The organism is Pseudomonas sp. D1HM (assembly GCF_019266105.1).
Taxonomy (GTDB): domain Bacteria; phylum Pseudomonadota; class Gammaproteobacteria; order Pseudomonadales; family Pseudomonadaceae; genus Aquipseudomonas; species Aquipseudomonas taetrolens.
The window spans coordinates 382,221-394,703 of sequence record NZ_LRMN01000006.1 but is presented as its reverse complement, the minus strand read 5'-3'; the positions used below and the strand labels follow the sequence as shown (position 1 = coordinate 394,703).

10 protein-coding genes are annotated in these 12,483 nt (G+C 55.0%); 8 read left to right on the top strand and 2 right to left on the bottom strand.

Annotated elements, in window-relative coordinates; translation table 11 throughout:
* Positions 1-137: 137 nt before the first annotated feature.
* Positions 138-1,493, bottom strand: a complete 1,356-nt coding sequence (locus AWM69_RS09285) for an MmgE/PrpD family protein (RefSeq protein WP_218726368.1) — start codon at positions 1,491-1,493, stop codon at positions 138-140.
* A 130-nt stretch (positions 1,494-1,623) separates the two neighbouring features.
* Positions 1,624-2,580 (bottom strand): LysR substrate-binding domain-containing protein, encoded by a 957-nt coding sequence (locus tag AWM69_RS09280; RefSeq protein ID WP_218726367.1) that lies wholly within the window; start codon positions 2,578-2,580, stop codon positions 1,624-1,626.
* Positions 2,581-2,943: 363 nt separating this feature from the next.
* Here AWM69_RS09280 and AWM69_RS09275 point away from each other — a divergent pair, with 363 nt between their 5' ends.
* The 8 genes from AWM69_RS09275 to AWM69_RS09240 all read left to right on the top strand — a co-directional run bounded on the left by AWM69_RS09275 (position 2,944) and on the right by AWM69_RS09240 (position 12,449).
* Positions 2,944-3,978 carry a glycine betaine/L-proline ABC transporter ATP-binding protein gene (locus AWM69_RS09275; protein WP_218726366.1) on the top strand — a complete coding sequence of 345 codons (1,035 nt, stop codon included), beginning with the start codon at positions 2,944-2,946 and terminating at the stop codon, positions 3,976-3,978.
* Between the two features lie 46 nt (positions 3,979-4,024).
* Positions 4,025-4,978, top strand: a complete 954-nt coding sequence (proW, locus tag AWM69_RS09270; RefSeq protein WP_218726365.1) for a glycine betaine/L-proline ABC transporter permease ProW — start codon at positions 4,025-4,027, stop codon at positions 4,976-4,978.
* A gap of 33 nt (positions 4,979-5,011) precedes the next feature.
* Positions 5,012-6,037 carry a glycine betaine/L-proline ABC transporter substrate-binding protein ProX gene (proX, locus tag AWM69_RS09265; RefSeq protein WP_218726364.1) on the top strand — a complete coding sequence of 342 codons (1,026 nt, stop codon included), beginning with the start codon at positions 5,012-5,014 and terminating at the stop codon, positions 6,035-6,037.
* A 96-nt stretch (positions 6,038-6,133) separates the two neighbouring features.
* On the top strand, positions 6,134-7,207 hold the full coding sequence (locus AWM69_RS09260) for a GlxA family transcriptional regulator (RefSeq protein WP_256930252.1): 1,074 nt from the start codon (positions 6,134-6,136) through the stop codon (positions 7,205-7,207).
* Between the two features lie 111 nt (positions 7,208-7,318).
* Positions 7,319-8,638 (top strand): FAD-binding oxidoreductase, encoded by a 1,320-nt coding sequence (locus AWM69_RS09255; RefSeq protein WP_218726584.1) that lies wholly within the window; start codon positions 7,319-7,321, stop codon positions 8,636-8,638.
* Positions 8,639-8,684: 46 nt separating this feature from the next.
* Positions 8,685-10,013 carry an MFS transporter gene (locus tag AWM69_RS09250; RefSeq protein ID WP_218726363.1) on the top strand — a complete coding sequence of 443 codons (1,329 nt, stop codon included), beginning with the start codon at positions 8,685-8,687 and terminating at the stop codon, positions 10,011-10,013.
* Between the two features lie 41 nt (positions 10,014-10,054).
* Positions 10,055-10,957 (top strand): dihydrodipicolinate synthase family protein, encoded by a 903-nt coding sequence (locus AWM69_RS09245; protein WP_218726362.1) that lies wholly within the window; start codon positions 10,055-10,057, stop codon positions 10,955-10,957.
* A 1-nt stretch (position 10,958) separates the two neighbouring features.
* Positions 10,959-12,449 (top strand): aldehyde dehydrogenase, encoded by a 1,491-nt coding sequence (locus AWM69_RS09240; RefSeq protein WP_218726361.1) that lies wholly within the window; start codon positions 10,959-10,961, stop codon positions 12,447-12,449.
* Positions 12,450-12,483 lie beyond the last annotated feature (34 nt).

Sequence of the window (12,483 nt, the reverse complement as noted above, 5' to 3'; positions counted from 1 at the left end):
TAAAAGATCGGCAACGGTTTGCAGCGAATCGGTGTAACCACGTCATGTTTTTTTTAGATAGAGGACAGCCTATAGGGGCTGCGGTGGCGCTCGCAAACGACATTTCGTAGGGGCAATCAATAATTTCAGGTTATCGATCAGCTGCCTTCCACGGAAGGCGAGGTGCTTGAAAACAAGGGTTCCAACGTTGCAATGGCAGACTGCGACTCCCCCAGTGAATGAATCGCGTGCTTTATCGCAAGACTTCTTTCATGCCCTAGATGCATGCTGAACAGGTCAAATTTTTGCTCCAGCTCAGCGGTCGTCATTGCGGTTTGCGGATCACCTTTTGCTGCTGTCACAGGGCTGACGATGACAGTGCCATTTTTTAAGGTAAGGGTGAGCCTGGAGAGAATTTCATCCGGGAATCGCAGTGAAATATCCTCTGCTTCGAGAATCTCTATGCGTGAACTCAGCGACAGGATGTCGGGTGCGGTGATTGAGTCCCCGGTAACCTCATCAGGCCCCAACTGACCTCTGACAATCAGCGCTGCCAGCGGAAACGCCAACGCGTATTGGGCTTCATCTGCGTTACGCGGGGTATGGCCCTGCAGGCACATCGACTCGAAGAATGTCTCCACACGGATTGCTTCAATAGAGCCCGCGCTCACTTCGGGATGCTGGCGCTGTATTTCAAGCATGGCTGTCAAGGCGGGTTGCGCCCATCGGCATACTGGCCATGGTTTGAAGTACTGGCTGTCTATTTCCCAGCGTTTACCCATATCCGTCCAATGCGACGCGACGCTTGCATCTTCCACTGTCTGCGCGGGTGCACCGGTCATGCCGGCCTGCGCCATCAACAATGCATTCAAACCGACGTAAGCGCCTGCGCCATGAGCATCGCGCAACATGGTCGGCGCCAGCACCACACGCATCATTGGGCATCGCGCGCTGAAATACTCGGCAATGCCCAGCGCATGGCGAAAGGTCTGCTCATCAAACCCAAGCAATCGTGCTCCGGCACACACCACGCCTATGGCGGAAAAACCGCCGGAGGCGTGGTAGGTAGGAGAGGTCGCCATCAATGCAGTGCCGGCGCGCAGCGCGGTTTCATAGCCGATGCACAGCGCCGACAGAAATTCGTGCCCGCTGATGTCCTGGCCGTTGTAGTGCAGCGCATCGGTCAGGGCCAGTAACGCCGGGACCACGGTCGCGCCGGCGTGCCCCTTGGATTTGAAGTGGCCTTCGTGGGCGTCCAGGCTGTCTGCAGAAAATCCGCCAGCCCAGGCGGCGCCGAGAGTGCTGACGCGCTGGCCATCAAACATCAGCCGGCTGGTGTACATGCCACCCGGATAGTGGAGGCGTGCATAGCTGCGCATCATCTTGCTGGTGTCATTGGATGCCGCACCTGCCATGACCCCGACGATATCCAGCAGACTGTTTTTGAGAATGGTTCGGGTGTGGGCGGGTGCTCGCCGAAAATCGAAATCGCGGCAAAATTCGAACAGTGACATCCTGAGCATTCCTTACGAAAATTATTATTGTGTCGCTGTACGATGACCCAGCGAGGGCTCACCGTTCCAGCAACATTTTCGTAGGGCAATCGATAACCAAAATGACGATTTTCTGCCGTGAGAGGCGGCTTCAGCGGGGGAATTTGCTCAAGATCCACTCACGAAACAGGCGCAGCTCATCTTCGTTCTCGGCGTTTTCTCGGCAGCTCAGGTAGTGCGAACTGTTGCGCAACTGAACTTGCTGCTGGATCGGTCGCACCAACAGGCCGCGCTCTATCAATCGGATAACCAGATGGTTCCACCCCAGGGCGATGCCTTGGTGAGTCAGCACCATGCTGATCAGCAAATTGTAGTCATTGGCATTGAAAATTTGAGGGCTGCCTTGCGGGCGTTCATCAATGTCAATCGACTGAAAGGCAAACCAGACACCCCAGTCAACGTGCTCGGCTACCTGGGACCGGCCGTAGGGGCTCAGGTTCAGCAGGGCCGAGTTTCTCAGGCCTTCGATCGTCGAGATTTCCGGATGTTGTTCCAGAAACTGCGGGCTGCATACCGGGTAAATGACGTCATGGCACAACGGGTAGCTTTTATAGTCGTCCCTGATACGCGCCATTTTGGTAATGAACACGTCCGGTTGCACCCCAGGCTCCATGGTCAGGAAATTTTGCGTTGTGATCAGGTTCAGCTCGATACCGGGGTTTTGCTCAATGAATTCAGGTAGCTGGACCGAAAGCCACAGGGCCGAAAAGGCGGGAGAGCAGCAGACGGTCAGCATTTTTTTGGAGGACTGGCTGCTGCGGATTCGCTCGGCTGCCTGAGCAATGTTCACAAATGACAGCTGGGCGGCATCAAAGAACAGTGCGCCTGCAGAAGTTAACTCGACGGTTCGTCCTACACGGGTGAAAAGCTGTGCCCCCAGGTAATTCTCCAGCTCGCGAATCTGCCGGCTGATAGCCGCCTGCGACACACAAAGCGCCTCGGCGCCGAGGGTGAAACTTTCGTATTTAGCAGCCGCCACAAATGCCTTCACAGCCCTCAACGACGGCATTTTCAGCAGAATGCTGTCAGGGTCGACATGCTTTGACATCCTTACGCTCTCCTTACCCAGCCGCTCCCCAGCGAAGCGACGCGAGGTTAACTGAAGCCAGACGGTAGCAGGGGGGTACAGGTCGTTTTTGAGACATAACGAGTCGTGCGTGTATGACCTCGCTACTGAATCGTACGCTATGAGCGATTCATAACCCGACGTTATCCAATTGTCCCTGTAAATGTAGTTGGTATTGCAGGGGGGTTACTACTAAATTTGAAACATCCCTCCTTCCTGGGGCCAACAATAATAAAAGGAAACCTTCGTGAAACTCTCTATTCATTATCGCTGCCGTTTAAAACTATTTTCGATCGTTTGCGCGTCGCTTAAAGCGAATAGTGCGGAACACGAAGGGGGCAAGGTATGACTCACTCCGACGAGATTATTTCCGTCAAGAATGTCTATAAGGTATTCGGTACTCAGCCGGACCTCGCAATGAAGATGCTGACTGAAGGGGCCTCTAAGGAAGAAGTCTTCAAAAAAACCGGGCAAGCCATTGGTGTCTTTGATGCGAACTTCTCTGTCCGTCGCGGCGAGATATTTGTGATCATGGGCCTGTCAGGGTCCGGTAAATCAACCATGGTTCGTTTGTTCAATCGTTTGATTGAGCCCACCAGCGGGTCGATCTTTTTGAACGGCAAGGAAATTACAGGCCTGGCAGATAAAGACCTCCTGCAAGTGCGCAGAAAAGACATGGGAATGGTCTTTCAGTCTTTTGCACTGATGCCGCACATGAGCGTCATCGACAACGTCAGCTTTGGTTTGGAGATCAGCGGCGTCGCCGAGAAAGAGCGCTACTGCCGGGCCATGGGCGCGTTGGCACAGGTTGGACTGGCGGGCCAGGAATTCAGCTTTCCCCATCAACTCTCCGGCGGCATGCAGCAACGTGTCGGCCTCGCGAGAGCCCTGGCCAACGACCCTGCAATCTTGCTGATGGACGAAGCCTTTTCAGCCCTCGACCCCATGATTCGCAGTGAGATGCAGGGCGAATTGATCAAGTTGCAAGCCGAGCAGAACCGGACAATTATCTTTATATCCCACGATATTGAAGAAGCCGTACGGATCGGCCACCGCATCGCAATCATGGAAGGCGGTCAGGTGGTGCAAATTGGTACCCCGCGTGAGTTGCTGTGTAACCCCATCAATAAATACGTGCGCGATTTCTTTAATGGATTCGACACCAGCCGAATCCTCAAAGCGGGCGATATCGCTCAACAGGACGCCGGCATCATCTATGAACCTGGCCGTCACACCCCTCTCAAAGCCGAATCGTCGCTCAGAGAAATTCTGCATATCGTTGCCGCATCGGCGACGCCTATGCCGGTGGTTGATGAAGTTGGCCTGTACAAGGGCTCGATTTCCCAAGGCCATCTTCTGAGCTGCCTGAATAATAATTAACTTGAATAATCAGAGCCGCCTCAAGTTCTGAGGACGAGGAAGTATCATGTCGGACTTTAATTACTTGGACCCGTTCCAAAGTTTCACTGTGCCTTTGGGCTCATGGGTGGAAGCGGCGCTGACTTACCTGGTGCATAACTTCCGGGACGTTTTTCGTTCGATTCGATGGCCGGTTGACCAAGTACTCGATGGTATTCAGTGGGGCCTCCTTTCCATGCCCCCAACCGTATTCATTATTATCGCCGGGTTGATCAGTTGGCAGATCGGCGGTAAACGAATCGCCCTCTTCAGTATCGCTACGTTGACGGGTTTAGGCTTGATCGGGGTATGGGCCGATGCCATGGTCACCCTCGCTTTGGTCCTGACTTCATTACTCTTCTGCGCCGTTATCGGCATTCCCCTGGGCATCCTCTGTGCCCGTAGCGACCGAATGGAAGTGATCGTGCGTCCAATACTGGACGCGATGCAGACACTGCCCGCTTTCGTTTACCTGGTGCCGGTGGTGATGCTGTTCGGCATCGGTAACGTTCCTGGCGTCATCGTGACGATTATTTTCTCAGTAGCGCCCTTGGTACGCCTGACCAACTTGGGCATCCGCCAGGTACCCGCCGATAAAGTCGAAGCCGCACGTGCTTTTGGCTGCACCGCGACCCAAATGCTGTTGAAGGTCCAATTGCCTCTTGCCGCGCCAACGATGATGGCCGGGTTGAACCAGACGCTCATGCTATCGCTGTCGATGGTGGTTGTGGCCTCGATGATTTCTGTTGGTGGCCTCGGGCTGATGGTGTTGAGCGGCATCGGCCGCTTGGACATGGGGCTGGCCAGCGTCGGCGGTGCGGGCCTGGTGCTCCTGGCAGTCTTCCTCGATCGTTTGACCCAAGCGATGGGTGAACGCAGCAGTGATCTGGCAACCGGCCAGCGCTGGTACGAAACCGGGCCGGTTGGCCTGGTGATGAAACTCAAGAAGAACAAGAACGTAGTACGCCCAGTGACTCATTAAGCTCACCTACTATAAATTTAAGCGTGGTGAAATATGAAACTTGCAAACCTCAAGCACACTGTTATTGCAACGCTGATGGCTTCTTTATTGGGTGCGACTGCGTGTTCGGCAGCGTTCGCCGCGGACACTGATAAACCCGGTGAAGGTGTTTCTATTACGCCTATTTTCCCAACGATTGCCGAAGAGCGTTTTCGTGGTGAAGTGGCGATTGCCGGGCTCAAAGACCTTGGTTATGACGTAAAAGCACCGAAGGAAGTTGATTATCCCGCGATGTTCCTGGCGCTGTCTTATGGCGATGCAGACTTCACAGTGCATGAGTGGGAAAACCTGCACGCGGCCTTCTATCAGAAAGCCGGTGGCGACGACACGCTGGAGAAAGTCGGGCAGGTCATGAAGGGGGTGCTGCAGGGCTACATGATCGACAAGAAAACAGCCGAAGCCTACAACATCAAGGATCTCTCGGATTTGAAGAAGCCGGAAATCGCCAGGTTGTTCGACGCCAATGGCGACGGCAAAGCGGACATGACCGGCTGCAACCCTGGCTGGGGCTGCGAGGTGATGGTTGAGCACCACATGAAAGCGTATGACTTGGGCGCAACAGTGGTGGACAACCGGGGTTCCTACTTTGCGTTGATGGCAGACACCATCGCCAGGTTCCAGCAAGGTAAACCCGTGTTGTATTTCACCTGGGTGCCGCAATGGATCTCCAGCGTGCTGGTGGAAGGGCGCGATGTGGTATGGCTCCCGGTCCCGTTCACCTCATTGCCTGACGGTAAAGACAACAAAGACACTTTTTATCAAGGCAAAAACCTCGGCTTACCCGTGGACACCGTTAACGCTGTCATGAACAAAGAGTTTGCCGAGAAAAATCCGGTAGCCCGCACGTTCCTGTCAAAAGTCAGTATCACCACCGACGACGAAAGTGCGCAGAACTTGCGCATGCAAAAGGGTGAGAAGTCACTGGCGGATATCAAGCGACATGCCGCTGAATGGATCAAGGCTCACCAGGCGCAATACGATAGCTGGTTGAGTGACGCGCGCGCCGCCGCGAACAAATAATCCAACTTAAGGAAACTACGGTCAGCTCTGTCAGGGCCGGCCGTATGCGAGACCGGCTGCGTTTGTTTTACGTCATACAGTGATCAGGTGGCAAAGATGATGGATACCTTTCAAAGCGCGTTGAAGTTCCAGAACATCGGATTTCGGCAACTCAGCGACTCGGTCGGTCACGAAAAGGTAGTGCGCATAGCTTTTATATTGTTGGACCACTTTTCGTTAACCGCACTGTCAACAGCGATGGACGCGCTGGCCACCGGCAACCTGATCAGCAGTAATACCATTTACAAAGTGTCGACGTATTCGCTTCTCGGCGGCTTGGTGGAAAGTGATATCGGTATACCGTTGCCCACCGAGCGGTTGCACGTTGAAAAAATCAAGCACGATGCTGTCGTTGTGATCGGTGGGCAACGTGTGCGGCTGTCCGCCAGCCCTGCCATTCGACGTGCGTTAAAGAAGGCGGCAAGTGGAAAAGGCATCGTCGCCGGTGTGTGGAATGGGGCCTTTTATCTGGCGGATGCGGGCCTTCTCGACGATCAGGATTGTGCCTGTCATGCCGATAGCTGCGCGCTGATAAATGAGTACTTCCCCCAGGTGAAGACGGTAGAGGCCGAATATACCTTTGCCCTGCGCCGGGCTACGTGTGCCGGTGCGTCATCTGCACTGGATATGATCCTGGCTCTCATGCAGGACCTCAGCTCCCGGCACGATGCGCAATGGGTGGATGAAATCAAACGTGTGCATCACCCCAAAAAACTGCAGTTCAACGATGTGACACAGAGCGCTGCCCGCCTGGCAAGGCCGGCGCCTCATTCGCTTAACGTTGCAGTCGCGCTAATGGAAAACCACATTGAAGAACCCATGGAAATTGATGAAATCGCCAGCCAGGCCGGGGTTTCACGTCGACAACTTGAAAGAAGATTTGCACGCTACTTGAGCGCCGCACCCAATCGATACTATCTGGAACTTCGACTCACCCGCGCCAGGCAATTGATTATCCAAAGTAATCGATCCTTGACCGACGTGGCACTGGCCACCGGATTTGTCAGCTATCCGCATTTCTATAAACGGTTCAAGGATTTGTTCGGGCTGCCGCCGATGACATTCAGGGATAACTATTATTCCAGCGACGTCGGCCGTTCGGAACGCTATGCGATTGCGGCCGTTTTTTAAAACGCGTGTGGTCGCTGTTTTTTTGGTGAGTTATTTAGTTATTTAGTTTATTTCGGCCTGCGCACGCTGTTGCGTTGGACCCGGTAATGCATCCAACTTTACGGTCCTACTATTATGAAAGTTACCTCGTTACCTGCCGACGATAATAGCTGTGGCTGGTTTCATTTAAGTCGTCCGCGTAAACCGAAGCCCGCACACCAAGGGCACCGAACAGCCCGCTGGGTAATTATCGGCGCGGGCTTTACCGGGCTTGCGGCAGCACGGCAACTGGCGTTGAACTTTCCGAGTGACGAAGTCGTGCTGGTCGAGGCTCAGGAGGTAGGCTTGGGGCCATCCGGCAGGAATGCTGGATTCGCTATCGATCTGCCCCATGATATTGGCGCTGAGGATTACATCGGCGACATCGCCCTCGCCAGGTCCAGTCTGAAGCTTAATTTGGCGGGACAGTCCATTCTGCGCGGCTTGGTCGATCAACACGGCATCGACTGTCAGATGAAAGCCTGCGGCAAGTACCAGGCGGCAGTGGAGGACCGTGGCATTGCGGTTCTCGAAGCCTATCGGCGGGGGCTGGATAAGTTGGGTCAGCCTTATCAAATGATTGAGCAATCTGAATTGCCGCATCACCTGGGCACGCACTTCTACCGTAAGGCCTTATATACACCGGGTGCTGTTTTGCTTCAGCCATCGGCACTGGTCAAGGGACTTGCCGACCATTTGCCATCAAACGTGACTTTATATGAGCGCACGCCGATTCTCGAAGTTGAGTACGGAGCGAAAACCGTATTGAAACATGCCAATGGAAGTATCACCGCCGACAAGTTGATCCTGGCGAACAACTCATTTGGCATGCGCTTTGGTTTCCTCAAAGGCCGGATACTGCCCATTTATACCTACGGCAGTATCACGCGGCAACTGACTTCCGAAGAGCAAGCGCAACTCGGAGGTAAACCGTATTGGGGCGCGATCCCGGCTGATCCTTTTGGTACCACCGTCAGGCGCACTCCGGATAACCGCTTACTGATCAGAAACAGCTTTAGCTTTAATCCGGACGGTCGCAGCGACAGTCGATATAACGAGCGATTTATACGCCGGCATAAAGCGTCGTTTGATAAGCGCTTTCCCATGTTGCCCAACGTCAATTTTGAGTACACCTGGGGCGGTGCATTGGCCATGACCCGAAACCATAACGGTTTCTTTGGAGCGTTGGCGCCCAATGTATATGGGGCGCTGGGTTGCAATGGCCTGGGCGTGACTCGCGGCACGGTGACAGGGCAACTTCTTGCAGACTGGCTCGCCGGTCAACGCGATGAGCGTATTGATTTTCTATTGAATGCGCCAGGGCCGAACAGTAACCCGCCGGAGCCGTTTCTCTCGCTGGGTGTCAACGCAAATCTTAGATGGGGACAGTACCGCGCCGGTCGAGAAAGCTGAGGCCGGCTTAGCGGGCAACTGCATGCACTAAGGATAAGGACGAGAAATGAAGAGCTCTGTTGTTTCAATTGAAGACGTCCCGCTCAATGGGTTTCATCGGCTACTCACTGTTCGTTCAGGTGGCGGTTCCTTTGTTGACGGATACGTTCTGAGCATTATCGGCGTCGCGCTGATACATATGTCAAAGTCCCTGGCGCTCGATGATTTCTGGGAGGGCATGATTGCCGCCTCCGCACTGATCGGCATTTTTTTCGGTGGCTTCCTGGGCGGTGCGTTGACCGATGTCATGGGGCGCAAACGGTTATTGTTTGCCGGACCTGCCTTATTCATCGTTGCCTCCTTGGCCCAATATTGGGCCGAGTCGGAGGTCGTTATATTTTTCCTCCGATTGTTGTTGGGTATTGCCGTCGGTATCGAATACCCCGTGGCAACTTCGTTACTCGTCGAATTCCTTCCCAAGAAATACCGTGGCCCACGGTTGGCGATGCTAACCATCCTTTGGTTCGCCGGTGCTGCATCCGCTTATATCGTCGGCGAAGTCATGTTCAATGCATTGGGTTCGGATGCCTGGCGACTGGTACTGGCCAGCGCCGCCGTTATCGGTGCCCTGTTGTTCATCGTACGTCTGGGCACGCCGGAATCACCGCGCTGGCTGATCAAACAGGGGCGGTCAGCAGAGGCCGAGGCGATTATCAAACAGGTGTATGGCGAGCATTTCTCGTTGGCTAACCTGCCCGAGGAACCTGCCGGTGAAAAGATCACTGTCTTCAACCTTATACATTCCGGTTACGGTAAGCGCATGTTGTTTGTGGTGGTGTTCTGGACTTGTTCTGTCGTTCCCCTGTTCGCCGTTTATGCCTTTGCCCCCAAGGTGCTGGCCGCGTTGAAAATAACAGGCGATTCGGCTTCACTGGGGTCGGTTGCAATTACGGTGTTCTTCGTCATCGGCTGCATTATCGCCACCCGGATAATCAACTTGATCGGCCGGCGCAATCTGCTTATTTACAGTTTCCTTTGTTCGGGTTTGGCGCTGTTGGGTCTGGCCATCGGCCATGCAGGTCCGAGCTTTTTGGTGCTGTTCTTTTTTGTTGTGTACGCCCTGTTTATCGGCGGCGCACAAGTCCTCACGCTGGTTTACCCCAACGAACTGTTTCCCACGGAAATCCGCGCATTCGCTGTCGGCGTAGGTACGTCGCTTTCGCGTATCGGCGCCGCCGCGGGCACTTACTTGGTGCCTATTTCATTGAGCAAGTTAGGCATCGCCGAGACCATGTATGTCGCCGCCGCAATTACGTTGGTGGGGCTCGGGTTGTCTTGGCTCCTGGCGCCGGAAACGCGATCGCTCACCCTGCAACAAGCCGCGTCGTTGAATTAGCAACCCCTGGATAACCCCTGGAACTATTGGAGAAAAAAAGCATGAACTTTGACGGCATTTTTACCCCTGCGATTACTCCGCTCTCTTCGAATGGCCAAGTTGACTATTCGGCTTTTGATGAGGTGCTTGAGTACCTGGTCGAGTCCAAGGTGCACGGCATCATAATCGGTGGCTCCACGGGTGAGTATTACGCCCACACGCCTGCCGAACGTCTGGCGGTGGCTGAGCGTGCGAAGAGTGTCCTTCAAGGTCGTTTGCCTCTGGTGGTCGGTACGGGCGGTATCCGAACCGAAGACTCGGTGTACTTCGCCGAGCAGGCCAAGGCGCTCAAGGCAGACGCGATCCTGGTTGGTTCGCCGCCATATGCCTTGCCCACCCAAAAAGAAATCGCAGCGCATGTGCTGGCCGTCGATAAGGCCGCGGGCCTTCCCATCATGCTCTACAACTACCCGGCACGTATGGGCGTTGCCATGGGCGATGAATTTTTTGAGGCAATTGCGCAGTGCAAAAACATTGAAGCGATCAAGGAAAGCTCAGGGGAGATGAGTCGGTTGCATCGTCTGGCCTGCGCCCATCCTTCAATCCAGATTTCGTGCGGCTGGGATGACCAGGCGCTGGAGTTCTTCGCTTGGGGCGCGCGCAGTTGGGTATGTGCCGGTTCCAACTTCATTCCCCGCGAACACGTTGCGCTGTATGAAGCCTGCGTGATTGAAAAAGACTTCGACAAAGGGCGTCGCATCATGGCGGCCCTGTTGCCGTTGATGGACTTCCTCGAAAGCGGCAAGTTTGTGCAATCGATCAAGCATGGCAGTGAGTTGAGTGGCTTGCGTGCCGGGGGTGTACGTGCACCTTTGCAGGCGTTGGAAGAATCTGAAAAGCATGCGCTCAAGGCCGTGATTCAGACGCTCAAGCAAAACGTTGCGCATATTGTGGGAGGTGCTTGAAATGGCCGATTTGCTGAGTAAAGAAGCCTACCGTGAACTGGCCGGCCAGCTAGAATTTCGCACCCAGGCATTTATCAATGGCCAGTTTCGGACCGCGAAATCCGGTCGTACATTCACCACGACTAACCCGGCCACTGGCGACGTGCTGGCTGAGATTGCCGCGTGCGATGCCCAGGATGTAGACGAGGCTGTGGCTGCGGCCAAAACAGCGTTTGAGGATGCACGCTGGCAAGGCCTTTCACCCGCAGCACGTAAAAGTATCCTGCTGCGTTTTGCCCAGCTACTAGAAGACAACGCCCACGAACTGGCGGTGCTCGAGAGCCTGGACAGCGGTAAACCCATTCGAGAGTGCCAGAACGTGGATGTGCCGGAGACGATCCACACATTGCGTTGGCACGCCGAACTGATTGACAAGATCTACGATGCCACAGCACCGGTCGGTTCCGGTGCCGTGACGATGGTCGTGCGCGAGCCAATCGGCGTGGTCGGCCTGGTGCTGCCATGGAATTTCCCGCTGCTGATGCTCGCTTGGAAAATTGGCCCGTCGTTGGCCGCGGGTTGCTCAATCGTGGTCAAACCGGCGAAGGAAACCACCCTGAGCGCGCTGCGTGTCGCAGAGCTGGCGTATCAGGCCGGTATTCCAGCAGGCGTGTTCAACGTGGTGCCCGGGGGTGGCAAGGAGGCAGGTGAGCCACTGGGCCGGCATGGCGACGTAGCCATGGTCAGCTTTACCGGCTCGACCGACACCGGGCGGATTTTCCTCAAGTACTCCAGTGAATCTAACCTCAAGCGCATCGTGCTGGAGTGTGGCGGTAAAAACCCTGCGGTGGTGATGAACGATGCCGAGGATATTGACCAGGTGGCGCAGCACGTGGTTAACGGGGCCTTTTGGAACATGGGCGAAAACTGCTCGGCCTCATCTCGTCTGATCGTACACGCCGACATCAAGTGCGAACTGCTTGAGCGCATTCAGGTGCATCTCAAGGACTGGAAGATGGGTGACCCTCTCGACCCTGACAATCGCCTGGGTTCGATGATCAGCAAGGCGCATTTTGAAAAGGTCCGCTCTTATATCCAGCATGCAAAAGACCAGGATCTGGCTGTGTTGGCGGGTGGCAATACCACTGGCGATATTTTCGTGGAGCCGACCATCGTGGATGGAGTAGGGCGCGACAGTCGTTTATTCCAGGAAGAAATCTTTGGCCCGGTGCTGAGTGTCACGACGTTCAGCACCCTCGATGAAGCCATCGAGTTGGCCAACGATACGGCATACGGCTTGGCTGCCTCGGCGTATACCGGCAACTTGCGCAATGCCTTGAAGCTCTCCCGAGGTATCCGTGCTGGCATCGTTACCGTGAACTGCTTCGGCGAGGGGGATGCGTCCACGCCATTCGGCGGCTACAAGGAGTCGGGGTTTGGCGGGCGGGACAAGTCAATCTGGGCGCATGATCAGTACACTGAGCTGAAAACCATCTGGATCGACGCCAGCTGAGTCGTCGCCGATCGCAAGAGCGCCCGCGTCGCCC

Coding starts and splice junctions, on each gene's coding strand:
- AWM69_RS09245 (WP_218726362.1), top strand. CDS start 10,055: ATGAACTTTGACGGCATTTTTACCCCTGCGATTACTCCGCTCTCTTCG.
- AWM69_RS09240 (WP_218726361.1), top strand. CDS start 10,959: ATGGCCGATTTGCTGAGTAAAGAAGCCTACCGTGAACTGGCCGGCCAG.
- proW (WP_218726365.1), top strand. CDS start 4,025: ATGTCGGACTTTAATTACTTGGACCCGTTCCAAAGTTTCACTGTGCCT.
- AWM69_RS09275 (WP_218726366.1), top strand. CDS start 2,944: ATGACTCACTCCGACGAGATTATTTCCGTCAAGAATGTCTATAAGGTA.
- proX (WP_218726364.1), top strand. CDS start 5,012: ATGAAACTTGCAAACCTCAAGCACACTGTTATTGCAACGCTGATGGCT.
- AWM69_RS09260 (WP_256930252.1), top strand. CDS start 6,134: ATGATGGATACCTTTCAAAGCGCGTTGAAGTTCCAGAACATCGGATTT.
- AWM69_RS09280 (WP_218726367.1), bottom strand. CDS start 2,580: ATGTCAAAGCATGTCGACCCTGACAGCATTCTGCTGAAAATGCCGTCG.
- AWM69_RS09285 (WP_218726368.1), bottom strand. CDS start 1,493: ATGTCACTGTTCGAATTTTGCCGCGATTTCGATTTTCGGCGAGCACCC.
- AWM69_RS09250 (WP_218726363.1), top strand. CDS start 8,685: ATGAAGAGCTCTGTTGTTTCAATTGAAGACGTCCCGCTCAATGGGTTT.